General features: G+C 69.5%; 33 protein-coding genes. 16 read left to right on the top strand and 17 right to left on the bottom strand.

Going from position 1 to position 24,479, the window contains the following annotated elements; genetic code table 11:
* Nucleotides 1–93 precede the first annotated feature (93 nt).
* From PV646_RS20820 to PV646_RS20795, 6 genes are all read right to left on the bottom strand, one after another.
* On the bottom strand, nt 94–861 hold the full coding sequence (locus tag PV646_RS20820) for an ANTAR domain-containing protein (RefSeq protein ID WP_500343827.1): 768 nt from the start codon (nt 859–861) through the stop codon (nt 94–96).
* A 66-nt stretch (nt 862–927) separates the two neighbouring features.
* Nucleotides 928–1,629 (bottom strand): GAF and ANTAR domain-containing protein, encoded by a 702-nt coding sequence (locus PV646_RS20815; protein ID WP_500343826.1) that lies wholly within the window; start codon nt 1,627–1,629, stop codon nt 928–930.
* A 260-nt stretch (nt 1,630–1,889) separates the two neighbouring features.
* Nucleotides 1,890–2,120 carry a DUF2188 domain-containing protein gene (locus PV646_RS20810; RefSeq protein ID WP_500343825.1) on the bottom strand — a complete coding sequence of 77 codons (231 nt, stop codon included), beginning with the start codon at nt 2,118–2,120 and terminating at the stop codon, nt 1,890–1,892.
* Nucleotides 2,121–2,227: 107 nt separating this feature from the next.
* A complete protein-coding gene (locus tag PV646_RS20805) occupies nt 2,228–2,437 on the bottom strand; it encodes a sigma factor-like helix-turn-helix DNA-binding protein (RefSeq protein ID WP_500343824.1) in 210 nt (69 codons plus the stop codon).
* Nucleotides 2,434–2,943 carry a hypothetical protein gene (locus PV646_RS20800; protein ID WP_500343823.1) on the bottom strand — a complete coding sequence of 170 codons (510 nt, stop codon included), beginning with the start codon at nt 2,941–2,943 and terminating at the stop codon, nt 2,434–2,436. The genes PV646_RS20805 and PV646_RS20800 overlap by 4 nt, the downstream gene beginning before the upstream one ends.
* 185 nt (nt 2,944–3,128) lie before the next feature.
* Nucleotides 3,129–4,616, bottom strand: coding sequence for an ATP-grasp domain-containing protein (locus PV646_RS20795; RefSeq protein ID WP_500343822.1), 1,488 nt, complete (start codon nt 4,614–4,616; stop codon nt 3,129–3,131).
* An 82-nt stretch (nt 4,617–4,698) separates the two neighbouring features.
* Between PV646_RS20795 and PV646_RS20790 the strand changes: the two genes are divergently transcribed.
* Entirely contained in the window at nt 4,699–5,091 is a 393-nt protein-coding gene (locus PV646_RS20790; RefSeq protein ID WP_500343821.1) for an STAS domain-containing protein, read from the top strand.
* Between the two features lie 8 nt (nt 5,092–5,099).
* Here the strand turns inward: PV646_RS20790 and PV646_RS20785 are convergent, their stop codons facing one another.
* The gene (locus PV646_RS20785) at nt 5,100–5,519 is read right to left on the bottom strand and encodes a GNAT family N-acetyltransferase (RefSeq protein ID WP_500345046.1); all 420 of its coding nucleotides are present in this window, start codon (nt 5,517–5,519) and stop codon (nt 5,100–5,102) included.
* Nucleotides 5,520–5,537: 18 nt separating this feature from the next.
* A complete protein-coding gene (locus tag PV646_RS20780) occupies nt 5,538–6,023 on the bottom strand; it encodes a helix-turn-helix domain-containing GNAT family N-acetyltransferase (protein ID WP_500343820.1) in 486 nt (161 codons plus the stop codon).
* 98 nt (nt 6,024–6,121) lie between these two features.
* Here PV646_RS20780 and PV646_RS20775 point away from each other — a divergent pair, with 98 nt between their 5' ends.
* On the top strand, nt 6,122–7,453 hold the full coding sequence (locus tag PV646_RS20775) for an FAD-dependent oxidoreductase (RefSeq protein WP_500343819.1): 1,332 nt from the start codon (nt 6,122–6,124) through the stop codon (nt 7,451–7,453).
* A gap of 54 nt (nt 7,454–7,507) precedes the next feature.
* Here the strand turns inward: PV646_RS20775 and PV646_RS20770 are convergent, their stop codons facing one another.
* Complete coding sequence (locus tag PV646_RS20770; protein WP_500343818.1) at nt 7,508–7,909, bottom strand: arsenate reductase ArsC; 402 nt, start codon at nt 7,907–7,909, stop codon at nt 7,508–7,510.
* A gap of 95 nt (nt 7,910–8,004) precedes the next feature.
* Here PV646_RS20770 and PV646_RS20765 point away from each other — a divergent pair, with 95 nt between their 5' ends.
* Nucleotides 8,005–8,334, top strand: coding sequence for an ArsR/SmtB family transcription factor (locus PV646_RS20765; protein ID WP_500343817.1), 330 nt, complete (start codon nt 8,005–8,007; stop codon nt 8,332–8,334).
* A 25-nt stretch (nt 8,335–8,359) separates the two neighbouring features.
* Nucleotides 8,360–9,442, top strand: coding sequence for an ACR3 family arsenite efflux transporter (gene arsB / locus PV646_RS20760; protein WP_500343816.1), 1,083 nt, complete (start codon nt 8,360–8,362; stop codon nt 9,440–9,442).
* On the opposite strand, the gene PV646_RS20755 is transcribed toward arsB, so the two are convergent.
* Nucleotides 9,432–9,788 (bottom strand): ArsR/SmtB family transcription factor, encoded by a 357-nt coding sequence (locus PV646_RS20755; RefSeq protein ID WP_500343815.1) that lies wholly within the window; start codon nt 9,786–9,788, stop codon nt 9,432–9,434. The two genes, arsB and PV646_RS20755, sit on opposite strands and share 11 nt — an antisense overlap.
* A gap of 78 nt (nt 9,789–9,866) precedes the next feature.
* Between PV646_RS20755 and cmtR the strand changes: the two genes are divergently transcribed.
* Both cmtR and PV646_RS20745 read left to right on the top strand, forming a co-directional pair.
* Complete coding sequence (gene cmtR / locus PV646_RS20750; RefSeq protein ID WP_500343814.1) at nt 9,867–10,205, top strand: Cd(II)/Pb(II)-sensing metalloregulatory transcriptional regulator CmtR; 339 nt, start codon at nt 9,867–9,869, stop codon at nt 10,203–10,205.
* Nucleotides 10,206–10,300: 95 nt separating this feature from the next.
* Nucleotides 10,301–10,879, top strand: a complete 579-nt coding sequence (locus PV646_RS20745; protein ID WP_500345045.1) for a cation efflux transmembrane domain-containing protein — start codon at nt 10,301–10,303, stop codon at nt 10,877–10,879.
* A gap of 575 nt (nt 10,880–11,454) precedes the next feature.
* Here PV646_RS20745 and PV646_RS20740 read toward each other — a convergent pair.
* A complete protein-coding gene (locus PV646_RS20740) occupies nt 11,455–11,991 on the bottom strand; it encodes a TetR/AcrR family transcriptional regulator (protein WP_500343813.1) in 537 nt (178 codons plus the stop codon).
* Nucleotides 11,992–12,103: 112 nt separating this feature from the next.
* On the opposite strand from PV646_RS20740, the gene PV646_RS20735 reads away from it, so the two are divergent.
* From PV646_RS20735 to PV646_RS20720, 4 genes are read left to right on the top strand one after another with little or no spacing between them, the layout of a single operon-like run.
* Nucleotides 12,104–12,898: an ABC transporter permease gene (locus PV646_RS20735; protein ID WP_500343812.1), complete on the top strand. Its 795-nt coding sequence runs from the start codon at nt 12,104–12,106 to the stop codon at nt 12,896–12,898.
* 16 nt (nt 12,899–12,914) lie between these two features.
* Nucleotides 12,915–13,934, top strand: coding sequence for a taurine ABC transporter substrate-binding protein (locus tag PV646_RS20730; RefSeq protein ID WP_500343811.1), 1,020 nt, complete (start codon nt 12,915–12,917; stop codon nt 13,932–13,934).
* On the top strand, nt 13,927–14,721 hold the full coding sequence (locus PV646_RS20725; protein WP_500343810.1) for an ABC transporter ATP-binding protein: 795 nt from the start codon (nt 13,927–13,929) through the stop codon (nt 14,719–14,721). The genes PV646_RS20730 and PV646_RS20725 overlap by 8 nt, the downstream gene beginning before the upstream one ends.
* Nucleotides 14,718–15,584 carry a TauD/TfdA dioxygenase family protein gene (locus tag PV646_RS20720; protein WP_500343809.1) on the top strand — a complete coding sequence of 289 codons (867 nt, stop codon included), beginning with the start codon at nt 14,718–14,720 and terminating at the stop codon, nt 15,582–15,584. Before PV646_RS20725 ends, PV646_RS20720 begins: the two co-directional genes overlap by 4 nt.
* On the opposite strand, the gene PV646_RS20715 is transcribed toward PV646_RS20720, so the two are convergent.
* Both PV646_RS20715 and PV646_RS20710 read right to left on the bottom strand, forming a co-directional pair.
* Nucleotides 15,562–15,900: an FAD-linked oxidase C-terminal domain-containing protein gene (locus tag PV646_RS20715; RefSeq protein ID WP_500343808.1), complete on the bottom strand. Its 339-nt coding sequence runs from the start codon at nt 15,898–15,900 to the stop codon at nt 15,562–15,564. The genes PV646_RS20720 and PV646_RS20715 overlap by 23 nt on opposite strands.
* Nucleotides 15,897–17,114 carry a metal-dependent hydrolase family protein gene (locus PV646_RS20710; protein WP_500345044.1) on the bottom strand — a complete coding sequence of 406 codons (1,218 nt, stop codon included), beginning with the start codon at nt 17,112–17,114 and terminating at the stop codon, nt 15,897–15,899. The genes PV646_RS20715 and PV646_RS20710 overlap by 4 nt, the downstream gene beginning before the upstream one ends.
* A gap of 95 nt (nt 17,115–17,209) precedes the next feature.
* On the opposite strand from PV646_RS20710, the gene PV646_RS20705 reads away from it, so the two are divergent.
* The 4 genes from PV646_RS20705 to PV646_RS20690 all read left to right on the top strand — a co-directional run bounded on the left by PV646_RS20705 (nt 17,210) and on the right by PV646_RS20690 (nt 20,934).
* A complete protein-coding gene (locus tag PV646_RS20705) occupies nt 17,210–17,782 on the top strand; it encodes a TetR/AcrR family transcriptional regulator (RefSeq protein WP_500343807.1) in 573 nt (190 codons plus the stop codon).
* Nucleotides 17,783–17,924: 142 nt separating this feature from the next.
* Nucleotides 17,925–18,779: an alpha/beta hydrolase gene (locus tag PV646_RS20700; protein WP_500343806.1), complete on the top strand. Its 855-nt coding sequence runs from the start codon at nt 17,925–17,927 to the stop codon at nt 18,777–18,779.
* 157 nt (nt 18,780–18,936) lie between these two features.
* Nucleotides 18,937–20,220: an NAD(P)/FAD-dependent oxidoreductase gene (locus PV646_RS20695; RefSeq protein WP_500343805.1), complete on the top strand. Its 1,284-nt coding sequence runs from the start codon at nt 18,937–18,939 to the stop codon at nt 20,218–20,220.
* Between the two features lie 240 nt (nt 20,221–20,460).
* Entirely contained in the window at nt 20,461–20,934 is a 474-nt protein-coding gene (locus tag PV646_RS20690) for an ABC transporter transmembrane domain-containing protein (protein WP_500343804.1), read from the top strand.
* Here the strand turns inward: PV646_RS20690 and PV646_RS20685 are convergent.
* The 4 genes from PV646_RS20685 to PV646_RS20670 all read right to left on the bottom strand — a co-directional run bounded on the left by PV646_RS20685 (nt 20,921) and on the right by PV646_RS20670 (nt 23,376).
* Nucleotides 20,921–21,463: a TetR/AcrR family transcriptional regulator gene (locus tag PV646_RS20685; RefSeq protein WP_500343803.1), complete on the bottom strand. Its 543-nt coding sequence runs from the start codon at nt 21,461–21,463 to the stop codon at nt 20,921–20,923. The genes PV646_RS20690 and PV646_RS20685 overlap by 14 nt on opposite strands.
* 25 nt (nt 21,464–21,488) lie before the next feature.
* Nucleotides 21,489–21,959, bottom strand: a complete 471-nt coding sequence (locus PV646_RS20680) for a nuclear transport factor 2 family protein (protein WP_500343802.1) — start codon at nt 21,957–21,959, stop codon at nt 21,489–21,491.
* A gap of 134 nt (nt 21,960–22,093) precedes the next feature.
* The gene (locus tag PV646_RS20675; RefSeq protein ID WP_500343801.1) at nt 22,094–22,834 is read right to left on the bottom strand and encodes a GAF and ANTAR domain-containing protein; all 741 of its coding nucleotides are present in this window, start codon (nt 22,832–22,834) and stop codon (nt 22,094–22,096) included.
* Nucleotides 22,835–22,839: 5 nt separating this feature from the next.
* A complete protein-coding gene (locus tag PV646_RS20670; RefSeq protein WP_500343800.1) occupies nt 22,840–23,376 on the bottom strand; it encodes a hypothetical protein in 537 nt (178 codons plus the stop codon).
* A 366-nt stretch (nt 23,377–23,742) separates the two neighbouring features.
* Here PV646_RS20670 and PV646_RS20665 point away from each other — a divergent pair, with 366 nt between their 5' ends.
* A complete protein-coding gene (locus PV646_RS20665; RefSeq protein ID WP_500343799.1) occupies nt 23,743–24,282 on the top strand; it encodes a DUF5994 family protein in 540 nt (179 codons plus the stop codon).
* Nucleotides 24,279–24,434 carry a DUF6307 family protein gene (locus tag PV646_RS20660; protein ID WP_500343798.1) on the top strand — a complete coding sequence of 52 codons (156 nt, stop codon included), beginning with the start codon at nt 24,279–24,281 and terminating at the stop codon, nt 24,432–24,434. The genes PV646_RS20665 and PV646_RS20660 overlap by 4 nt, the downstream gene beginning before the upstream one ends.
* The last annotated feature ends 45 nt before the right edge of the window (nt 24,435–24,479 follow it).

The following is a 24,479-nucleotide window of genomic DNA, read 5'->3' as shown; positions in this document are numbered from 1 at the left end:
AACGAGTTCAGGCTACCCGCACCGGGTCGTTCCGACACTCGAAAGCGCGGTCTGCGCCGTCGACCGGGAAAGTGCGAGCGAGGCCAGGAGAAGTCACACGTCAGAGGCAGGGCGCCGCGCGGCGAGCAGGGCGTCGGGGCGCAGTTCTCCGACGACGAGTTCCCGGGCCACATCGGCCAGGCGGCGACCACTGTTGCGCGCGTAGCTGCGCAGCGCGTGGAACGCCTGTTCCATCTCCAGATCCCCGGCGAACGCCAGCACCCCTTTCGCCTGCTCGATGACGACCCGGCTGTTCAACGCCGTCTGGAGCTGCTCGGTGACGACCTCGCTGCGCCGGATGGCGCGTTCCTGCAGGATTCCGATCGTCGCCGTGTCCGCCAGCGCGCGCACGACCAGCATGTCCTCGTCGTTGAGCAGCCCGGTCTCGCGGCGGAAGAGGTTCAACGTGCCGATGGTCTCGCGGCGCAACCTCATCGGCACCGCGTGCACGGAGGCGAAACCCTCCTCGACGGCGAGGGGCGCGAACCGAGGCCAGCGCGTCACCTCCGTCGACAGGTCCGCGACCAGCACCGGCTCACCGCTGCGCACGCAGTCGAGGCACGGGCCTTCGCTCGCCTGGACCTGGAACAGCTCGAGCATCCGCGTCTGGGCCGACGTGTAGGCCACCACGCGCAGGCCGCCGTGCTGGTCGGACAGCATCAACCCGGCCGCCGTCGCGTCCAGCAACCGCACGGAGTGCTCTACCAGGCCGTGCAGCAGTTCGACCACGTCGTAGTCGTCGACGAGCGTGTCCGCGAGCTGGACCAGGGCCCGGAGCAGCCGCGACTCCCGCTCAGTCGTGGACGGTGCGTTATCGCTCATCACCAGCTCCTGTCTTGTTCGTCCGGCGGTGGCGCTGCCAGGACCGGGTTGCCGTCTCGTGCGTGGTCATGTGGCGAGTTCCAGCGGTGACAGTCTGCGGTTCACGATGTCCCTGGCGAGCTCGTCCAGCGATCTGCCCGTGGCGAAAGCATGACCCCGCAACCGGGACAGTGCCTCCTCCGCGGAGATGCCTAGGGCGGCGATGAGCATTCCAGTGGCCTGGTGCACCTGCTCGCGGCCGGGTGACATCACACCCCGCAGGCCGACGGTGTCGTCGACCTCGCCCAGGAGCACACCGAGCAGCACCGCCGTCACGACGTCGACCACCTCCAGCGCCACGGCGAGCTCGTCGGCCGAAAGCCAGCCGGGCCGTCGGCGGTAGAGGTCGATCGCGCCGATGCCGATCGCGCCCGCCTGCAGCGGGAACGCGAAGATCGCACCGATGGGCAGCGCGGTGATCGCGGCCGCGAACACCGGCCACTCCAGGACCGACGCCTGCGGCAGGTCGGGAACCAGCACCGGCTTGCGGGTCGAGAACGCCTCGAAGCACGGGCCCTCGCCCAGGGTGAACTGGACGTTCTCGATCTCCGTCGCGATCTCGTCGCTGGCGTACAAAGTCTCCCGCTCCCGCGGGCCGCTCATCACCGAGATCGAGGCACCGTCCACCGGCAGCACGTCCACGCACGCGCGGATGACGCGCGCCAGGGTGTCGAGCTCGCTCGTGTTGTTGCGAAGCGCGGCCATCACCGTCGCTCGCGCGTCGCTCACCGACGGATGCGTTCCATCAGGTACAGGCACCTGTGGTCACACCACCGGGCAACGGCCGATCGTCCACGGCTGGCACCGAATTCCTCCACGACGTCAACTGGTTCCATTCGTCCTGGACGTAGCGAGGTTCTGGTTCCGCGCCTGGTGCGACCGCGTCAGGATCAGCACGTCCAGCGTAGTGCGTCACCGGGCAAGCCCGCGCAGCGCGGTCGGTACGTGCCGGCGGGCGGTCACCCCGAGACGCCGGCCCGGACGTGGGCTCAGCGGGGGAGCGCGGTGTGGGGGTCGCGGCCACGGGGGTACACGTCGTGCTCGCTGATCGTGCCGTCACGGTCCCGGATGATGTGGTCCACCGCGTGCACGATCGCCATCTCACGACCGTTCGTGGCCGCGTCCTTCCGGGTGAGGTGGGTGCTGGACACCTGGTCGCTGCCCTGCACCCTGTTCTTCCACCGGCCGCCTTCGAAGTAGGTTTCGATGTCGCCACGCATGGGCTCGCTCCCGTCGGGGTTGCCCGGTCGAGTACCCCGGATGTCAAGCCGCACACCACATGAACCTCCTGGTCCGCTCCCCGGCCGCACGGCACGTCCTTGAACACCTACTTGTCCGGCCCGTGGCAGGTGATCGCGTCTCGCAGGGCGTTCAGGGCGTCGTGTTGCCGCTGCAGCACGGCCACCACCGTGGAATCCAGCACCAACGCCGTTTGCTCGGCGGACAGGCCGTGCACCACCCGGAGCTCGAGCACGAAGCGTTGCTCGTTGGTGAGCGCGGCCAGGTGCCTCATGTCGGCTCGGAACGGATCGCTCACGGAGGCACCAGCCCGGCGTCGAGCACCAGGTTCAGCACCACGGTGGCCAGGTGCACCACGTCGACGATCTCGTCGGGTGTCAGCACGTCGCCGGTGTCACGGTGGATCTCCAGGGCACCGAGCGGTTCGGCGCCGACAGCCAGGGGGAACACGAACACCGCCTCGACCCCGATCGCGACCGCCGCGGCCGAGAAGAGCGGCCAGCGCACGGAGGTCGCGTGGTCCACGAGGTTCGGCACGAACACCGGCCAGTGCTGCCGGACCGCTTCGAACGCGGGCCCCTCTCCGAGAACGGATTGCAGTTCCGCGATCTCCTCGCCGCAGAACCCCGAGCTCGCGAACGGGTGGACGGCGCAGCCCCCCGCCCGCAGGTAGATCGCCGTTCCGACCGCGTTCGTCGTCACCCCGCAGGCGACGCAGACGGAACGGATCGCGGCCCGGCGATGTTCGTGCCAGGGGGAGACGTCGTGCGGTGCGGTGGCCGGAACCCCGGTGAGACCGAGCATGGCGGACAACACTCCAGACCAGCATTGGTGAAGTGGTGCCGCCGGGGACCGGGACGGCTTGGTGGATTCTCGCTTGGTTGGGCCAAGCGCCCGGTCAACCATAACGCGATGTGGACGCGAAGCCCGCCGCCGTTCGTGCACTCCGGTGAGCCGGTTCGGCAAGGCTGCCGGGGGCTCACGACGTCTCAGCGGTTGTACATGGCTTCGAGCGCGGATCGGCGGGTGGTGACGTCACCGGGATCGTCCCCGAAGACGATCAGGTGCAGGGTGGCCTGCTTGACCGGGTTGTCGGTGCGGCGCGTGTCGTGGCCGCCGGTGACGAGCAACCCTCCGCGTTGCAGCGCGGGGCGCAGCGCGGCCAGCAGTGCGGAGATCGGCGCCGCGGTGGTGAGTTTCGTGGACTCCGACGGGCGGTCGAGGGCGTCCGGGCGGACGGTGTGCAGTGCCAGCAGCGGGATGGATCCGCTGGTGATGCGGAAGTTGAGGTCGAGCATGACGAGTCTGCCGTCGTGCGTCTGGGCGCAGTCGAGGCTGCACATGCCGCGGTAACCGACGTCGGCGGCGCGCTGGGCGATCGCGAGGCACTCGGTGAGCAGATCGGCGGGGAGGGGGACGACGAGCCCGAAGCGACCCCCGGCGTAGACGCCGTGAGCGTCGATGCGCTGGTCGGTGACCGCGAGCAGGCGGGCCTTCCCGTCAGCGGCCACGTAGAGCTGGACGCCCCAGTTGCGGTCGATGTTCAGGTACTCCTCGACGACGACCTCGCTGAGCACGCCGGTGAACGCGGGCAGGGTCACGAGGTCTCCCGCGCGGTGCAGGTAGACGTCGAGGCTGGCGCCGTGGGCGGCGTTGGTGGCGGCTTTGAGGACCCAGGACTTCTCGGCGGGCGTGGCCTCGGCGAGTTCGCCGATGGCCACGATCTGGCGACGTGCCTGGAACCGCGGCTCCACGAAGGTGCTGATGCTCGCCTTGTTGTTGAGGTAGCCGACGAGCTCGGCGCTCTTCACCGAACGTTCGTCGGGGCTCAGACCGGCGGGCTGCGGGTATTCCATGGACAGGCGCAGACCGTCGCTGAGCGCTTCGCGGACGCGGGTGGCGAACTCGGCCTCGGTGCGGAACTCCCGCGCGTCGGTGGCCACCGGCAGGCCGCCGTCGAGAAGTGTGGCGGTCAGGTTGGGCTCGGTACCACCCGCGCTGCAGATGACAGGAGTGCCGGCGGCGACGGAGAGGGGACGGGCGGACAGGACGTCGCGGGTGATCCGGTGCCTGCTCGACGGCACCGCCGGCTCCTGGGCGGGGCGGGCGCAGACGGCGACGTCGGGGCCGTAGATGTCGGTGAGGGTGCGGGGAGCGGCCGTGGCGGGGGTGAGTGCCGGAGCGGTGATGGGAGGTCTCCCTTGTGGGGGTGGTGCAGAGCCCGGTGAAGGGCGTGGAGTGGGGCGAACCTTCCGCGAGCGGTGAGACGACGCCTGGACCAGGCGTCCGCTCTTGGATGAAAAGCGCCTTCCGGCATGAACCCGAGGCGACGTGAACCTCAACTGTCTCACGTCTCGCGGGTTTTGGTTGTGTCCACGATCGCCGCCGGCGGCAAACCTCGACGCCGCAGAGGAACCCTTCGCGTGGTTGTGTCCTCGTCCTGCGGCGGGATAGCGTGGGGACAGGGAATCGATCATGCAGAGAGGTTCGTCTACTGGTTCTCCGGGTGGGGCAGCGGCTCGTGTCGGCGCTTTTCACGGTGGCTGATGGGAGTTCGGAATGGAACACGAGTTCAACGAGGCCGCGGACCAGCCGGTTGTGCGCACCACCGACCACGACGGCATCGCGGTGGTCGAGATCGCCGGCGAGCTCGACATGAAGACGGCGAAGACCTCACTCGCGGACGTGCTCCTCGTGCTCGACCAACGCCCCAACGGCATCGTCGTCGACCTTCACGCGGTGACCTTCTTCGGTTCCGCCGGCGTCAGCCTGCTCGTCTCCGTCCAGCTGGAGGCCGGGCGGCAAGGCGTCCCTTTCGGCATCGTCGCGGCGAACAAGGCTGTGACGAGGTCCTTGACCGTGAGCGGCGTGGAATCGCGGCTACCGTTGTTCCCCACCGTGGCCGATGCCGTCGTCGCCCTCTGCGCGTCGTCCGCACCGCCGCGGCGCTGACAGGTCAGCTAGGACGAACTCCCCCCGGCCTCGTCCACAGTGGACGGAGAGCAGGGATTTCCTTGCGGCGCCGGTGGTTCGACGGGCCGCGCGAGCGGGGTGGCGGTTCGGCGTTCGAGGAAAACGGTGTCGCGCCACACGCCGCGGAGTTGTGCGATGCGTTCGCGGACACCGAGGGTGCGGAAGCCGGCGGCGTGGTGCAGGGCGAGACTTGCCCGGTTCTCGGGGAAGATCGAGGTCTGCAACGTCCAGAGGCCTGCGTCGTCGGCGGCGTTGACCTGCTTGTGCACCAAGGCTTTGCCGACGCCTCGGCCGCGGAAGTCCGCGCCGGCGTAGACGGAGGTCTCGGCGACTCCGGCGTAGCAGTCCCGGGTGGACACCGCGGTGAGCGCGGCCCAGCCCGCGACCCGGCCGTCGACTTCGGCGATCCAGCGGTGGTCCGGAAGTCACTTGGCGTCGAGCGCCCGGCGTAGGGGCACTTCGGTTTCGAAGGTCGCGTTGCCGGTGGCGATGCCCTCGCCGTAGATGCGGCGGACGGCGTTCCAGTCGTCACCCCGCAGCGGGCGGACCAAGACGTCCGCGGGGATGTCGGGCGGGCGGCAGGGGCGTGGTGCGAGTACGCCCATGACGACGTCGGCGGCGTGGGGGAGCCCGGTGCAGCAGGACGGGTTCACGCTGACGTGAGTGGCGGTGCCTTCCTTGTGCTGGCGGAGGAAGCCGACCTCGACGAGCTTGCGCACGTGGTGCGAGCAGGTGGACTGGCTGATGCCGGCGAGTTCGGCGAGTTCGCCGACGGTCATCGAGCGGCCCGCGGTGGCGACGGCGTGCAGCAGGCGCACGCGGGTCGGTTCGGCCAGGCACGCGAACCAGTCGGCGTAGGTCGCGGCGTCCTCGGTGGGCAGTACGGCCGGCATGGGCGCGGTGGTCGTCATGGCTGAAGTATCGACGCGGATCGATGGTTGCGTCAATCGATCCCGGTCGATACAGTCCGACTCGCTGATTTGAAATCCTTCGATGCAAGGGGTGTGCGGTGAACGAGTTGCCGGTCGTCGTGGTGGGTGCGGGACCTGCGGGTTTGTCCGCGGCGGCGCATGTGGTCGAACGGGGGGAGCGGGTGCTCGTTCTGGAGGCAGGCGATCGTGCCGGTGCGGCCGTGTCGCAGTGGAACTACGTCCGGCTCTTCTCGCGGTGGAGTGAGCTGGTGGACCCGGCCGCCGAGCGCTTGCTCGTCGCGACGGGGTGGGCGCGGCCCGACAACGACACCTACCCGACGGGTGAGGAGTGGGCCGACCTCTACCTCGCGCCGCTCGCGGAGGTCCTGGGCGACCGGGTGAGGTTCGGTGCCCGGGTGGTCGGTGTCGCTCGGCGCGGGCGCGACCGGGTCGTGGATGCCGGTCGTGAGGACGAGCCGCTGACCGTGCACGTCCTGACCAGCGCGGGTGAGGAGCGCATCGCCGCGCGTGCGGTGATCGACGCTTCCGGCACCTTCGGCTCGCCGAACCCGCTCGGCGGTGACGGCCTGCCGGCGGCGGGGGAGAGGGCCGCGGCCGCGCAGATCAACTACCGCGTGCCCGACCTCGGTGCCGAGCGCTCCCGGTACGCGGGCAAGCGGATCGCCGTCGCGGGCAGCGGGCACTCCGCGCTCACCGCGCTGGTCGTGCTGGCGGAACTGGCCGAGCAGGAGCCCGGCACGAAGGTCGTGTGGCTGTTGCGCCGCGGTGCGGTGGGCAACGTCTTCGGTGGCGGCGAGTCCGACCAGCTGCCCGCGCGCGGTGCTCTGGGTTCGCGGGCCAAGAAGGCGGCCGAGGCCGGGCACATCGAGACCGTCACCGGGTTCCGCACCGCCGCGGTCGAACGAGGCGACGGCGGCAAGCTCTTCCTGGAGTCGTTCGACGGCCATCGGGTCGAGGACGTGGACGAGATCGTCGTCCTGACCGGGTTCCGGCCGGACCTGTCGTGGCTGTCGGAGGTCCGGCTGGACCTGGACCCGGTGCTGCAGGCTCCGGCGAAGCTCGCGCCGCTGATCGACCCGAACGTCCACTCGTGCGGCACGGTCTACCCGCACGGTGAGGCCGAGCTGCGGCACCCGGAACCGGGTGTCTACCTGGTCGGCATGAAGAGCTACGGCCGTGCGCCGACGTTCCTGTCGCTGACGGGCTACGAGCAGGCCCGGTCCGTGGTGGCCGCGATCGCCGGTGACCTCGAGGCGGCTGCGCGAGTCGAGCTGGTGCTGCCCGAGACCGGGGTGTGCGGTGGCGCCGGTGTGTTCGACGCGCCGGAGGAGCAGAAGAACAGCGGTGGCTGCTGCGGAGCTCCGGAGACGGTCGACGTGTCGATCGGTCTCGCACCCAGCGCCCGCTGACACCGCCACCGTGCGGCCCGGTGCCGCGTTGTGGACCGCCGTGGTGCCGGGTCGTCAGCCGAGCAGTTCGGCCACCAGGCCCCGCACCCGGCGGTCGATGTCGTCGCGGATCGGCCGCACGGCGTCGATGCCCTGGCCCGCCGGGTCGTCGAGCTGCCAGTCGAGGTAGCGCTTGCCGGGGAAGACCGGGCAGGTGTCGCCGCAGCCCATCGTGATCACCACGTCGGAGGCCTCGACGTCGGCGGTGCTGAGCTTCGAGGGCACCTCGGCGGTGATGTCGAGGCCCCACTCGGCCAGTGCCGCCGCGGCGGCCGGGTTGACCTTCTCGGCGGGGTCGGACCCGGCCGAGCGCACGGCGATGCGGCCCAGGCCGTAGTGCTGCAGCAGCGCGGCGGCCATCTGGGAGCGTCCGGCGTTGTGCACGCAGACGAACAACACCTCGGGCGTCTTGACCACGGTCTTCTCCTGCGCTCGTCCGGATCGGAGTTCTTCGATGCAGATCACACCCACTGTATCGACATTTGTCAATCCAACTGGCTATGGTGATCGTCATGACGAGCCCGGACCAGGCGCTGCTCGACGCGACGACTGCCGCGCGGCTGTTCAAGGCACTCGGTGACCCGATCCGCGTCGAGTTGGTGAGCCTCGTGCGGCGGACCGAGGGGCAGGAGGCGTGCTTCTGCGACCTCGCCGACCAGTTCGACATGCCGCAGTCCTCGTTGAGCCACCACCTCAAGATCCTCGTGCAGGCCGGTGTGCTCTGCCGCGAGCGCCGCGGCACCTGGAGCTGGTACCGCATCGACAACGCCGCCATCGACACCCTCGCGGCCGTCCTCGCACCGGGCGGCCCACTGCGCGACGCCAGTGCCTGCTGCGGCTGACGTCCACCCACGACCAGGAGAACCGTTGAGCACCAAGGAAACCGCGGCACCGGACGTGCTGCATCGACTGTCCTTCCTGGACAGGTTGCTGCCGGTGTGGATCGGTGTCGCCATGGCCGCCGGCCTGCTCCTCGGCCGGTTCGTCCCCGGCCTGCAGGGAGTGCTCGACGCGGTGAAGATCGGTGAGGTGTCGCTGCCGATCGCGCTCGGCCTGTTGCTGATGATGTACCCGGTGCTGGCCAAGGTCCGTTACGACAAGCTCGACACCGTCACCCGCGACCGCCGCACCATGCTGCTGTCCCTGGTGCTGAACTGGGTGCTCGGCCCCGCGCTGATGTTCGCGCTGGCCTGGATCTTCCTGGCAGACCTGCCCGAGTACCGCACCGGCCTGATCATCGTCGGCCTCGCCCGCTGCATCGCCATGGTCATCATCTGGAACGACCTCGCCTGTGGCGACCGCGAAGCCGCAGCCGTGCTCGTCGCGCTCAACTCCGTCTTCCAGGTCGTCATGTTCGGCGTGCTCGGCTGGTTCTACCTCGACCTGCTGCCCGGCTGGCTCGGCCTCGGCACCGCCTCCGTCGACTTCTCGGCCTGGGAGATCGCCAAGTCGGTGCTCGTCTTCCTCGGCATCCCGCTGCTCGCCGGCTACCTGAGCCGCAAGCTGGGGGAGAGGTCGCGCGGCAGGGACTGGTACGAGGCGAGGTTCCTGCCCCGCGTCGGCCCGATCGCCCTGTACGGGCTGCTGTTCATGATCGTCGTCCTGTTCGCGCTGCAGGGCGAGACCATCACGAACCGCCCGCTGGACGTCGTCCGGATCGCGCTGCCGCTGCTGGTCTACTTCGCCGTCATGTGGGCCGGTTCGTACGCGCTGGGCAAAGCGTCCGGGCTCTCCTACGAGCGGACCACCACGCTGGCGTTCACCGCGGCGGGCAACAACTTCGAGCTCGCCATCGCCGTCGCGATCGGCGTCTTCGGCGTGACCTCGGGCCAAGCCCTGGCCGGCGTGGTCGGGCCGCTGATCGAGGTACCCGTGCTCGTCGGACTCGTGTACGTCAGCCTCTGGCTGCGCCGCCGCTGGGTCGTCCGCGTCCAGCGTTCTACGCCGTGATCTTGCGACGGTCGCGCGCCACGTCGCTCAACGCCGCGGCCATCCGATCGGTCGTCTCCGGACGCAGCCGGTAGTAGACCCACGTACCCCGCCGCTCGGCGTCGACCAGGCCTGCCTGACGCAGCAGCTTGAGATGGTGCGAGATCGTCGGCTGGGACAGGTCGAACGCCGGCGTGAGCTCGCAGACGCAGACCTCGCCGTCCGGTCCCGAGGCGATCATCGACAGCAACCGCAGCCGCACCGGATCACCGAGCGCCTTGAACATCGCCGACAGCTCCGCCGCCTGCTCCGCGGCCAGTGGCTGCTCGGACGACGGAGCGCAGCAGCTCGGGTCTTGCTTCGACATCCTTCGACATTACCCGCGCTCACGCCGCTGATGACACTGCTGGTCGAACTGTTCAGTCGTTGCTGTACTGTTTGCTGCGTGCTGACCTGTGAGGCGCGAGAAGCGGCGCTGGCCCGGCTCGGCCGGGCGCTGGCGGACCCGACGCGGTGCCGGATCCTGATCGCCCTCCTGGACGGTCCCGGCTACCCCGCGCAGCTGGCCGAGAAGCTGGAACTGACCAGGTCCAACGTCTCCAACCACCTGTCCTGCCTGCGTGGCTGCGGCCTGGTCGTGGCGACCTACCAGGGACGGCAGGTGCGCTACGAGCTGGCCGACGCGCATCTGTCCCGTGCGCTCGGGCAGTTGGTCGACGTGGTGCTCGCCGTCGAACCCGGACCCGACTGCGTGGAGGAGAAGGCCGAGGCACAGGTCGGATGAGCGAACACGAAGCGCCCCTACCTCTGGCCACGAGCTCGGGGTGTCGGGACGGCTGCTGCGCCGCGGCGACGGTTGTTCCTGACGACCGCAAGGCGGTGCTGACCCGCCGGGTCCGGCTGCTGGTCGCCGCGACGATCACCTACAACGTGATCGAGGCGGTGGTCGCGCTGACCGCGGGGAAGATCGCGTCGTCCACGGCGTTGATCGGGTTCGGCCTGGACTCGGTGATCGAGGTGGCGTCGGCGGCCGCGGTCGCCTGGCAGTTCTCCGGGAGTGATCCGCAGGCGCGGGAACGCACCGCGCTGAAGGTGATCGCCGTGTCGTTCTTCGCGCTGGCCGCCTACGTGACGTTCGAGTCCGGCATGTCCTTGTTGCAGGGTGAACGTGCCGAGCACTCGACGGTGGGCATCGTGCTCGCGGCGCTGTCGCTGCTCGTGATGCCGGGGCTGTCCTACGCACAGCGGCGGACGGGGCGTGAGCTCGGGTCCGTGAGCGCGGTGGCGGATTCGAAGCAGACCTTGCTCTGCACCTACTTGTCGGCGGTGTTGCTGGTCGGTCTGGTGGTCAACAGCTTGTTCGGCTGGTGGTGGGCGGACGGGCTCGCTGCCTTGGTGATCGCGGTCGTCGCGGTGAGGGAAGGCCGCGAAGCCTGGCGCGGGAACCACTGCTGCTGAAGCTGCTGTGAGGCCGTTGTGTCAATTGGCCGGTCGCTCTCGAAGGCCGACTTGAGGCAGTCGTGGCAATCGTGTTGCCGATCGTGCTGCGGTACCGGTCCCAGTAGAACTCCCGGAACCGCGCCTCGTGCCCACCACCCGTGAGATGGCACGGATCCTCTCGTCGATCCTGGCGCCGTTCCGCGCGGTCAAGGGTTTGACGTGACCGACTGGTCCGACGGGTGGTACGGCGGCACTCTGTGGGGTGGCGGTCCGCGCAAGGTTTGGATTCATGGGAGCAATCTCGGCAGTCCTTGCGACACGCCCTGATCACCACGGCGGCATTCGTGGTCGAGAACGGCTTCCTGTGCTCGCTCTTCACCGAGGACCCGCGAAGGCGCTCACCGATCCCGAACTCGTGGTGGGACTGGTGGCCGATCCCAACCTCGACGTCAGGAAGGCGGCGGTGCGCGCGCTCGCGCGGTGGGTCGACGACCCGGCGGTGGCCCTCGCACTCAAGAGTGCCACCGACGACACCGACGCGGACGTGCGTGCCTACGCGAGACGGGGCGCTCGGGTGATCGGGCCCGGACGCCCTACCGCAGCAGGCGGCGCAGCACGCGTTCGAGGCCGGCGTGGTCGGGACTCCCCGGAGAAACCAGGGCCTGGTACAGCAACCCGTTGAACATCGCGGTGAGCGCGCGGGCGGTCGTACTGTCCACTGTGGACTCGAAAACCTCGGTGAGCATCTCGTCCCACGACGTGCTGGCGGCCCGGAGCGCCGGCCGTCGCAGGGCGCTGCCGTACAGCTCGTACGCGAGCACGCTGGTCTGCCGGTGCTCGCCCGCCAGCAGGACGATGAAGGAGGCGAGCTCGGCGCTCAGGTCGGCGTCGCCGGGCAGCGAGAGCGCCCAGTCGCGCAGCCGTGCGACGTTGCGTTCGGCGACGGTGTGCACTGCCGCGTCGAGAAGTTCGTCGAGGCTCAGGAAGTGGTAGGTGGTGGAGCCCAGGGGGACGTCGGCGCGGGCGGCGGCGGTGCGGTGGGTCAGGGCCGCGAGGCCGGACTCGGAGATCACCTCGACCGCGGCCTCGATGATCCGCTCCCGGCGGTGCGGGTCGTGCCGCCGTGCCATCTTCGACGTCCCCTAGTGGTTCGGTGAGCCTTCGCGCAAGAGTCGTTCCCGCCGGAGACCACGATACGGAACGGTCCTGACCGGCGATGTGTACGTGCGTACATTCACCGGCGTGTCCAAGATCTTGGTGTCACGGTGGCTGTGGGTGCGGTTGAGCGCCGTCGCGGCGCTGTTCGGAGTGTGGCAGCTGGTCGCGCTGGCCCAGATCTGGCCTGCCGCCGTGCTCCCGAGTCCCGGTCAGGTGTGGGACCAGCTGGTGTCCACATCGGACTTCACGAACGGGCAGGGCGGGTACGCCGGTTCGACGCTGGCCGAACGGCTGGGAGTCAGCCTGCGGCGGGTCGGCTACGGGTGTTTCTACGGCGTGCTGCTGGGTCTCGTGCTCGGGCTGGCGATGGGGCTGATCCCGGTCGTCCGGGCGGTGACCGAGCCCGCCGTGGCGTTCCTGCGCGCCCTTCCGCCGCTGGCGTACCTGAGTCTGCTGGTGATCTGGTTCGGCATCGACGAGGAACCCAAGGTCTACCTGCTGATGATCGCCGCGTTCCCGCCGGTGGCCGTGGCCGCAGCGGCGGCGGTCACCGGGGTGAACCGGCAGTACGTCGAGGCCGCGCAGGCGTTGGGCGCCACCGCGTTCGACGTCGTCCGGGCAGTGGTCCTGCCCGCCTCGGGACCGGAGATCCTCACCGGTGTCCGGCTCGCCGTCGGCATCGCCTACAGCTCCGTGGTGGCGGCGGAGACCGTGAACGGCGCGGACGGGATCGGCGGCATGGTGCTGAACGCCCAGCGGTTCAACCAGACCGCCGTGGTCATCCTCGGACTGTTCGTCATCGGCATCACCGGCCTGATCATCGACTCGCTGATCGTGGCCGCCCAACGCGCGTTGTCCCCCTGGCGCGGACGCGCCTGAGACCGAGGAGTCCGTCATGTCGATCTCACGCAGGGCCGTGCTCGCCCTGCTTGCCTCCGCACCCGTGCTCGCCTCGTGCGGCGTGGGCGGCTCGTCACCGTCCAGTGGGAAGAAGGTGAGGATCGCGTTCCAGAACTTCGCCGACAGCACGCTGCTGGTGAAGGACCAGAAGACACTGGAGAAGGCGTTACCGGACCACGAGATCACCTGGACCGCGTTCGACTCCGGTGCGAGCATCAACACCGCGTTCCTGGGCGGTGCGATCGACCTCGCGGTGATCGGCAGCAGCCCCGCCGCCGCCGGCCTGTGCCCGCCGCTGAGCATCCCCTACCAGGTGATCGAGCTGCTGAACGTCATCGGTGACAGCGAGGCGCTCGTGGTGCGGAAAGCCAGCGGTGTCACCAAGGTCTCGGAGCTGGCCGGGCGCAAGATCGCCGCGCCGTTCAGCTCGACCGCCCACTACAGCCTGCTGGCCGCGCTGGAACTGGCCGGGGTGGACGCCGGTTCGGTCACGCTGGTCGACCTCGAACCGCAGAACATCCAGGCCGCGTGGCAACGCGGTGACATCGACGCCGCCTACGTCTGGACGCCGGTGCTGAGCGTGCTGCAGCAGGACGGCGTGACACTCACCGACAGCGCGAAACTGGCGGCCGCCGGCAAGCCGACGCTCACGTTCACCGTGGCGCGCAAGGAGTTCATCGACACCAACCCGGACGTGATCGGCAAATGGCTGGCCGCGACGAACGACGCGCTCAAGCTGATCAAGACCGACCCCGCGACGGTCGCGGCCGCGGTCAGCAGGCAGATCGGCATCGGTGAGCCCGACGCCCTGGCCCAGCTCAAGCAGAACATCTACCTCGACCACGACGAGCAACGCGGTCCCGACTACTTCGGCACCGCGCAGGCGCCAGGGAAGCTGGCGAACCGCCTGCGCGACACGGCGGAGTTCCTGCGCGCGCAGAAGAAGGTCGAGCAGGTGCCGGACCTGGCGACCTTCCAGGCCGCCCTGCGGGCGCCGGGAGGCGGAGGTGCCTGACATCGCCGCCGTGAGCGGAGTCGAACACGCCTATCCGACGAAGGCGGGTCCGGTGCCGGCGCTCGGCCCGCTCGACCTGACCGTGGCGCCGGGGGAGTTCCTGGTCGTCGTCGGCCCGTCCGGATCGGGCAAGAGCACGTTGCTGCGCCTGCTGGCCGGGTTCGATCGTCCGTCCACAGGGGACGTGACGCTGCTCGGCGAGCCGCCCGTGCCCGGCCGCGAGGTCGGAGTGGTCTTCCAGCAGCCCCGGCTCTTCCCGTGGAGCACCGTCGGCGGCAACATCACCACGGCGTTGAAGTGGGCGAAGGTGCCGAAGGCCGACCGGCCGGCGCGGGCGGCGGAACTGCTGTCGCTGGTCGGCCTCGACGGACTGGGCCCGAGACGCACCTGGGAGATCTCGGGCGGGCAGCAACAGCGCGTCGCCATCGCCCGCGCGCTCGCCGCGCGTCCCCGGTTGCTGCTGATGGACGAGCCGTTCGCCGCACTGGACGCTCTCACCAGGGAACGGTTGCAGGAGGACGTGCGCCCGCTCGCCGGTGACGGCAGGTCGGTGGTGTTCGTGACGCACAGCGTGGACGAGGCGGTGTTCCTCGGCAGCCGCGTCATCGTGCTCACCGACCGGCCCGGCCAGATCGCGCTGAGCCTGCCCGTCGACCTGCCGCGTCACGGCCTGTCCGCCGACGAACTGCGCGGCTCGCCGCGGTTCGCGGCCCTGCGCGGTGAAGTGGGCGCCGCGGTGCGGGCGACCCTGTCCCCACGCCCCGACCAGCTCGTGGAGAAGTCATGACGCTCTCGTTCGAACCGCTGACGATCACGATCGGCGCACAGGTGTCCGGAGTGGACCTCGCCGGCGAGATCACCCCCGAGGCGTCGGCCGCGATCCGGAATGCGTTGCTGGACCGCAAGGTGCTGGTGTTCCGCGGCCAGCGGCTCGACCCGTCCGCGCACCGGGCGTTCGCCGCGTCGCTCGGCGAGCTGACGCCGGCCCACCCGGTCGTGCCCGGCCTCGACGCCGATCACCCCGAGATCTACGTGATCGACGCAGGGGACGGCGGCAAGGCACCTGAGTGGCATACCGACGTCACGTTCACCCGCACGCCGCCGCTGGGGTCCGTTCTGCGCGCGGTGGACCTGCCGCCCACCGGTGGCGACACCTGCTGGACCGACCTGGAAGCCGCCTACCTCTGGTTGTCCCCGCCACTGCGCGAGCTGGCGGACAAGCTCGAGGCGGTGCACGACGGGCGCAAGGACTTCGAGGAGTTCCTGCACGTCCGGCAGTCCGGTGAGGGAAACCTGTGGGAGGGCGAGCGGGTCCGGTCGCTCGACCCCGTCACACACCCGGTCGTGCGCGTGCACCCGGAGACCGGCCGCCGCAGCCTGTTCGTGAACCCCGGCTTCACCACGCACGTCAAGGACGTGTCGGAAACCGAGAGCCGCGCTCTGCTCGGCCTGTTCTTCGCCGCCGTCGGCCGCCAGGAGTACAGCGTCCGCCACCGCTGGGCGCCGGGTGACGTGGTGGTGTGGGACAACCGCAGCACCGCCCACCTCGCCGTCGACGACTACGGCGACCAGCACCGGGTCATGCACCGGATCACCCTCCGAGGTGACCAGCCCGTCGGCCCGGCGGTCAGAACCCCTTCCCGGGGTTGAGGATTCCGCGGGGGTCCAAAGCGGACTTGATGCGGGCGTGGACGTCTAGCACGTCCGCGCCCGCCTCCCGCGCGAGCCAGTCGCGCTTGAGCAGGCCGACACCGTGCTCGCCGGTGACCGCGCCGAGTTCCAGCGCGAGGGCGAACAGGTCGTTCCCCGCCTCGCGAACGGCGTCCGGCAGCCGTTCGGCCGCCCTGTCGTGGGCGGGGCGCTCGCGGTGGCGGGCAACGCCGGCTACCCGCCTTCCAGCGGCTCGGCGCTGGACCGTGAAGCCGGCACGTGTCCGCGGGCACCTGCCGTGCCACAAGGTGCTCATCGGAGGTCTTTCACAACCCGTCCAGCCTGGATGACGAGCACGGCGTTGGCGGGGTCGGCGAAGAGGTCCGGGTCTTCGAGCGGGTCACCGTTCCAGAGCACGAGGTCCGCCTGCATGCCGGGAGCGATGACACCCACATGGCCGGACAGACCGAGGATCTCGGCATTGGTCTTCGTGGCCGCCACGAGCGCGTCCATCGGCGTCTCCAGCGCCGCGCGTAATCTGAGTTCTTCGCCTCGGCGGTCCTGGGCCGGGCCGATGAGATCGGAACCCAGCCCGATCCGCACCCCGGCCTTCTTGGCGACGGCGAGCGCCTCGGTCATCCGCTCACGGACACCCAGCACACGATCGCGGGTCGACTCGCCGAGGCCGGCTCCAGCGGTGTTCTGGAGCAGTTGCTCGACGACAGCGAACGTGGGAACGAGGGCGACCTCGCGAGTGGCCATCAGGGCGGCCGTGGATTCGTCGAGGTCGGTGCCGTGCTCGACGCAGCGTGCCCCGGCCTCGACCGCGTTCCGGATGCCTTCGTTGTTGTGGGCGTGCACCGTCACGTAGGTGCCCCGCGCCGCGGCTTCTTGAACAGCCACGGCGATCTCCTCCACGGTGAACTGGGTGTCGGTCAGCTGGTCGTGGGCTCCGACCACTCCGCCGGTCACGCAGAGCTTCAGGAACGACGCGCCGCGCCGGAACGCCTCGCGCACGTTGCGCCGCAACTCGTCCGCGTTGCCCGCCATCATGGACAGGGCGCACAGGCCAGGGACGTGATGGCTGCTCCACAGCTCGGTGGGCTCCCAGGCGGCCCCGTAGTAGCCGTGCCCGCCGGTCTGGCACTGAACAGGTCCGCACGACAGCACGCGTGGCCCTCTGACCTTGCCCTTCGCGATCGTGGTGACGACACCGCCGTCGATCCCGCCGGTGTCCCGGACGGTCGTGAAGCCGGCGTCGAGCGCCGCGCCCGCTGTGGCGAAGATGTCCGCCGCGATCTCGGCGGCACTGATCTGGAACGAGAACTGCGGCTGGATCGGACTAGACAGCCCCAGGTGGACGTGGGCGTCGATGAGGCCGGGCGTCATGGTCAGCCCACCGGCGTCGAGCCGCTCGTCGTGCGCGCTGGACCCACCGAGCTCGGTGATACGCCCGTCCTCGATCGTGACGTCGACGTCAACGGGGTCGCGACCCGACCCGTCGACCACCGTCGCACCGGCTATCCGCACACGTCCCAAGGACCGATCCCTCCGCCGTTGCGAGCCGGCTGCGACCATGTGCGGTGCAACACGGTGCCGTACTTTCCAATGGATAAACTGCGGGAGTGGTCCTGTCAAGCACGGAACGCAAGGGTGAAGCACGCGAACGTCTCCTGGCACGCCTTCTCGACGCCTTCGGTGAGGCCCTTCCCTCGCCGGAGGTGTCGCTGCGCGAGATCGCGGTCCGGACCGGGACCAGTCATGCCCTGCTGCGATACCACTTCGGGTCACTCTCGGGCGTGTTGGTGGCCATGCTCAAGGCACAGCGAGACCGGGACAACGAGGAGCTGTTCAAGGCCGCCCAGCAGGACACGTTCGACGATCTCGTCATGGCGATCTGGCGGACCTACACCCGCCCGGAGCAGCTGTCGCGCATCCGCGGCTTCTTCCACGTCGTAGGTCTGGCCGCGTACAGCCCCGACGACTTCCGCGAGTTCATCGACTCGCTCGACGACCTGACCGAGGTCCTGGCCTCGCTCGCGGAACGCGAACAGGCTGGCGCCGAGGACGCGCGGACCACGGCGACCGTGGCGGTAGCCGCGATACGCGGCCTGCTCCTGCAGGAGGTCCTGACTCCAGGAACCCACTCGGAGGACACGATCGCTTCGATCCTGCGCATGAGCAAGGGCCGGCGCTGAGGGCGATCTGATCGCTGTTGTCGTGCTGCGTTGCGCGCTTGACAGGGCCACCCTCGTGGTTTATCCATTGGAAAAGAAGGTGCGCCGTGCTGTTCGGCGCCGTCCTCGTCCCGCACGCCGGCCGAGTTGTGAAGGACCTCCGATGAGCGCTATGTGGCAGGGCTGCCTCGCCAACACCGACTACTTCGAGATGCGCTCCAGTGGTGGGTACGACTACGGCGTCTGGGTCACCACACCACCGGGCTACGACCCCGCCAAGGCACCCGCGCCCGTCCTGTACGTGCTCGACGGCAACTGGGCGGTGGGGCTGACCGCCCCGCTGATCGTCACCCAGCTGGACCGCATGCACCGGATCCAGCCCTACGTCCAAGTCAGCGTGGGGTATGCGGGTGAGGAAGCGCAGCACTGGGATCGGCTGCGCAACCGCGACCTCGTCCCTCCCGGCGAGCCCGTCGCCAAGGAGTTCCTCGACGCGGTGGAGATGGGGGTGGAGGCGGGCACGACGACTCGGGAGCTAGCCGACGCCTATGTCGCCGAACTGCGCAACACCCGGGCCGACGCGTTCCTGAGCTTCCTCACCGATGAACTGCAGCCGCGGATCGAACGCGATCACGGTGCGGCCACGAGCGGTCACGGCCTCTTCGGCTACTCCTACGGCGGACTCTTCAGCCTCTACGCCTGGCTCAACAGCGGCGGGTTCTTCGAGAGCATCGGTGCGGGCAGCCCGGGCGTCGTCAGCACGGACAGCCAGGTCTTCGCACAGCTCGAGCGGCTCGGCGACAGCCTGCCTGCCGCCAAGCTCCACGTGACCTTCAACGAGCAGGAACTGCTCGGCGAGTTGCCCGTCTACCAGAACCTCGCGAAGAACACGGCCACTCTCCTCCACGACCTCACCTCGCGCGGTGCGGCCGTCACCAGCGCGGTCATGCGGGAAACGCACCTGACCGGCCTCCAGGCGTCGTTCCTCAGCTACCTCAGGACCTGCCGCTCCGCGTGAGCGCGAGGCCTGCGGTGAGGACGGGAGCAGGTCCTCGGGTGGGTGCGGCGCGCCCGGCCCTCCGGCTCGTCGGCGGTGCGCAGACCGGGTTCCGGAGGACCCACGAGTTGATCGGCGCTGGTGCACGGGCATCGCGTTACCTGACGGAGGGAGACACATGGGGACCGACGCGGTCGTGATCGGGGCAGGCGTGATCGGCTCGTCGATCGCGCTCGAGCTGGCGCGAGCGGGCCACCGCGTGGTCGTGCTGGACCGCGCACCTGGCGCGGGTCAGGGCTCGACATCGGCGTCGAGCGCCATCGTCCGGTACAACTTCTCGACCTTCTCCGGGGTCGCGACGGCGTGGGAGTCGCACTGGTGCTGGCTCGACTGGGCAGGGCACCTCGGACACGACGTCGGTGATCTGGCCGCGTTCCGCAGGACCGGTCTGGTCATGGTGGACGTCGACGCCGCTCCGCGCGCGTCCTGGCTGCCGTTGTTCAGTGACGTCGGTGTCCCGTACGAGGAGTGGGACGCCGCCGAGCTGGCGGAGCGCGTCCCCGGCATCGACGTCGGCCGTTACTGGCCGCCGAAGCGGCTGGACGACGAGGCGTTCTGGGAGGACTCGGAGCTCTCCCTCGGAGGCGTGTACACCCCGGACGCGGGTTACGTCTCGGATCCGGGCCTCGCCGCGGTCAACCTGGCGGCCGCGGCGGCGGCACACGGGGCGGAGTTCAGGTTTCGCAGCACGGTGACGGCCGTGGACACGTCAGGCGGACGTGTCACCGGCGTGCGGTTGCCGGACGGTACCGGCATTCCGTGCGGGGTGGTCGTCAACGCCGCGGGCCCGTGGTCGAGCACGCTGAACCGGCTGGCAGGCGTCGGTTCCGACTTCACCGTCGGTCTGCGCGCGATGAGGCAGGAGGTCGCGCACGTGCCGTTTCCCGGAGGCTACGACGGGCCGGTGGTGGCGGACATGGACCTCGGCACGTACTTCCGCGGCGAGGTCGGCGGCGGCGTGCTCGTCGGCGGAACCGAGCCGGAGTGCGACCCGATGCAGTGGACGGACGCCCCGGACAGCGTCGACGTCCACCCGACGGCGGCCGTGTTCGAGGCTCAGGTGACCAGGGCGGCGCGGCGGCTGCCGAACCTCTCGGTGCCGAACCGCCCGCGCGGCGTCGTGGGCGTCTACGACGTGGCCGACGACTGGACGCCGATCTACGACCGCACCGAACTCGACGGCTTCTACGTCGCCATCGGCACGAGCGGCAACCAGTTCAAGAACGCTCCCGTCGTCGGACAGCTCATGGCGGAACTGATCGGCCGGGTCGAGAACGGTGCCGACCACGACGCACAGCCCGTCCGGTTCTCCGCCCCGCGCACGGGACTGGAAATCGACCTGGGCGCGTTCTCCCGTCGCCGCGACAGGAACTCCGCGAACACCGGAACGGTGATGGGCTGAGGTCGGGCCAGGCGCCGCACATCCGCGTGGCTTCGACCCCGATGTGCGGCGCCCGGAGAAAGTCCGGCATCCCCTGACCGGCTGCCGTCACCCGGCCACTCGGCTGGACGTTCCATCTGGTCCACGGGTGCCGTCGAGCGGTGGTGGGGCTGAGGATCGTGGGGCCGGTCCGCGGTGGTGCTGACGTCTGCCCGGATCGCGTTTCGCTTTTCACCACCGGACAAGACGGAGTTGTTTCCCGTGCGCACCCCGATCGACCGCACGACCTTGCGAACCCTTCTGGGATATGCCAGGCCGCAGCGGCGCACCATCCTCTGTGGAGGGTTGCTCGTGCTGCTGAGCGGCCTCGCGCTGGCCGGTGCCGTGATCGCGATGGCGGGCAACTACCTGCTCGAGCGCGCCGCCGAGTCGGTCGTGCTGGGCGCCAGGAAACGGCTTGCCAGGCGGTTGCTGTCGTTGCGGGTGCCCGCGGTCCAGCGCGCCGAGCCGGGCGATCCGCTGTCCCGCTTCACCGGTGACACGACGTTGCTGCGCGAGGTGTGCACGCACGCTCTCGTCGGGCTGGTCACCGGCTCCGCGACGACCGTCGTGATGGTCGTGATGATGGGGGCGATGGACCTCGTCCTGCTGGGCATCACCCTGGCCGTGCTCGCGGTCGTGGGGCTGCTCGCGCTCGCCGGGATGCCGATGATCGAGAAGGCTACCGGGCGGTGAGAATGTTCGCCCAGGGTTCGTCCACGTCCCCCAGGCCCAGCACGGCGACCACGTTGTCCAGCATTCCGGCGCCGAACCACGTCCGCACCGCGTCGTCGTCACCGAGCAGATCGCTCACCGTCGTGACCTGCTTGGCGTAACACCGACGGACGGCCGCCTCCACCAGTGGCTCACCGGTGGCGCAGTTGGCGTGCATGAGGAATCTCAAGATGGTCCGGTCCGCGACGAGTGCGTTGTACGCCTGGCGCGCAGTGTCCAAAGCGGACTCGGCCGTCGATTCCACTGTGGTGCGTGAGTGCGCCGTCAAGGTTTCGGTCATCACGACCGACACGTGGTCCACCGCCGCCGCGAACAGTGCCTCTTTGTTCGGGTACAGGCGATAGAGGTACGGCTGGGAGATCCCGACTCGTTCAGCGATCTCGTGCGTGGTCGTCCCGTAGAAGCCTCGAAGCGCGAAGCACTCGATCGCGGCCTTCACGACGGACTGACGTCGCTCGTCGCTCTTCGCGCTGCTGCCGGGGGCGGGCATGTCGACCAGTTAACACCAGTGCTGGTCAGTGGTCCGAAGCGGCGCCGTCCTCGGACCTGGTCAGCTCGCCGTCGTTGTCGAGCGCTTCGATCGCCACCAGCGGGTTCCAGTAGTCGAGGTACTGGGTGATCAGTCCCTCTTCGTTCGTGCGGAGAACGGAGATGCACGTCTGGTCGTAGGGCTTGCCGGTCGGCAGGGCTGTTCCCGTCGTGCGGAACTCGGCGATCGCGAGCTTCGGGTCGACCGTCTCGTGGAACACCAGATCGACGAACTCCACGTCGAAGGTCGTGGGGAAGTTGCTCATGTGCGCGACCAGTGCGTCGTGTCCCGTCACCTTCGCCGGCACTCCGGGCGGAGCGTAGGGGAACTCGAGCGAGCCGCCCGGAGCGAACAGCGACGCCCACTCGCTCACCCGTCCCTCGCTGGTCAGGCGCAGGTGTTCGGTCAGGGCGTGCTGCGCGGGCGTGGGGAGGGCGGGGTTCTCCGTGGTGGTCATCGGAAGCCCTTCGTTAGTGATTGATTGATAACCTACCACGGTCGCGCTTCTCAGGTCGGTGGACGACGATCGCGGATCTGCGGGCTCGGCTCGATCGCCTGGCCCCCGGGGTGTGGCGCGTCAGCCCGGCGACGTCACCAGCGGGGCCGCGGCTTGGAGATCCTCGTCAGCCCGGCGACCTCCGGTGACCGCTCGGTGACCTGCCTCGCGACGTCCGCGAGCAGCTGGCCGGTGTTGCGCGCGTAGTTCCGCATGAGGGACAGGGCATCCGTCACCCCGATCTCCAGACGTTCCGTCAGCACGCCCTTGGCCTGCTCGATCAGGACCCGGTCCGACAGCGCGGTTTCCAGATGGTCGGCGACCGGCTGGTTCCGCGAGGCCGCGCGCCCCTGGAACAGGCTGATCGTCGCCACGTTCGCGAAGGACCGCGCCAGTGCCTCGGCCTCGGCGGGCAGTGCGCCGGGCGACATCCGGAACAGGGTCAGCGAACCGATGACCTCGTTGCGCAACCGCATCGGCACCGCGTCGACCGCGGCGAAACCCATCTGCAGGGCCGCGGCGGCGAACCGCGACCACCGCGCCGGTCGTGCGCGCAGATCGGGACAACGCACGATCTGTCCTGAGTGGAAGCACTCCTGCGACGGGCTGTCCTCGCTCTGCAGCAGGAACTCCTCGAGCGGACGGGTCAGATGAGTGGACGCCGCCGCCAGTTCGAGCGTTCCCCGGTCGTCCGCCAGCAGGATCCCCGCCGCGTTCACGGGGAGCAGCTCGACGCTGCGGTCGGCCAGGACGTGCAGGAACTCGATGCTGTCGAACCGCTCCACGAGCGTGTCGGCCAACTCCGCGAACGTCTGTGCCACCCGTTGGTCCGACATCCTCTTCACCTCTCGCTCGTCATCGTCACCGCTCCCGCCGGGCGCTCCAGCAGAAGGCTCGTCACCTCGTTCGCCAGCAGCAGGACGTCGGCGAGCTCGTGTGGCCGCAGGGATTTCCCGCTGTCGTTGTGGACCTCCACCGTGCCGAGCGACAGCGCGCCCAGCGTCAACGGGACCGCAACCAATCCCGCGACGCCGGCCGCGGCGGCGGCGGGAGCGAAGAGCGGCCAGCGCGACGTGTGCACGGAGTCCGCGAGACGAGGCACGAAAACCGGCCAGCTCTCCTGGTTCGCGGTGGAGGACGGGCCCTCCTGCAGAACGGTCTGGAGCTCCGCGATCTCCTCGCCGAGCGGACCCGAAGTCTCGAGGGGCAGGAGCGTCCCCCGGCCGGTGGTCAGGTAGACGATCGTGCTGACCGCTCCCGTCCTGGTCGCGCAGCCGAGGCAGGCACGGCGCAGATCCGTCCGCAGGCTCGCGTTCTCCGGCAGTTCCGCGACCATGCCGAGGATCTGGCGGTGTAGATCGGTGCCCGCGGTACCCACTGACGTCTCCTCACGAGAGCAGAGCGGCCGCGGGGTCCTGGCGGGTTTTTCATCTTAGCGTCGGAAGGGGCCGCCTGAACGCTTCTCGGATCATTTCGCACCATCGGCGTAAACAGCCGCCGAAGGCCGAGGTGGAATTCGGAGGCCGAACGGCCGAACAGCGGTCAGCCTCGGCACGCGACCCGCCATCAGCGCCGACGTGCAATGGAAGCCGATGGAAATGACGTGCGACCAAATCGGTGGGGGGCCGGAAAAGAGAGTAGTGTCGATTTTGTCGAGAAGATCTTGTACCTGTGCGGTCAAGCTCAGGTCGTGCTCGGCGAAACCTGAACCGGCCATTCTTCGGCCGGAGACGGGAGTTCCGGCATGACGTCGGCTCCGCACCAGTCCATCGCCCCTCCGGCCGCCACGGCCGGCGAGCAGTCTCGGCACCCGCTGCGTGTGCGGTTGCGGCCGAAGGCGCTCACCGCGGGGTATGTCGACGGTGCCTGGTGGCCGCGTTCCCGGGACCTCGCCGCCGAACTGCCGGCGCTGCTCGCGGTGCTGGCAGTTCGGCTGGGTGAGATCCCGCGGGTGAGCTACAACCTGACGGAGTGGGAGACCGCGCCACGTCAGATCGCCGCCGACGGTGTCCGCGTCCGGCTCAGCGGCTTCTGGTCCAGGCCCGCGCACACCGTCGACCTGATCGCGGGAGACCGGCGCCGCCTCACCCTGCTCGTCCTACCACCAGGCGCGGACCCGTCCGCAGCCCATCACACGATGATGCGAGCCGCCCGGCGTGACAACACCGACACCGTCGAGGATCTGTTCCGCGACTGCGCCCAGGGGTCCGACGAGTCCACTGTGGACCACGTGGACGCCGAGGGTGGCCACATACCCGAACAGAAGATGAGAGAAGCCCGATGACCGAATCGACCTTTACCTCCGCCTACGACCGCCGGCTCAAGCTGGTGGAGGACGTACTTTCCGGCCACTCCAAGCTGGGAGGGAAGTCCGCGCGTGATCTGGCCGTGCACGTGTTGCGCGCGCTCGACCACATCCCGGAGCGGGTGCGGTGACCTCACGCCACAGCGGCGGCGAGATGCACACGACTCACCTCTCAC

The organism is Streptomyces sp. ID05-26A (assembly GCF_033794685.1).
Classification (GTDB): Bacteria; Actinomycetota; Actinomycetes; order Mycobacteriales; family Pseudonocardiaceae; genus Lentzea.
This window is presented reverse-complemented; position numbering and strand designations above follow the sequence as displayed.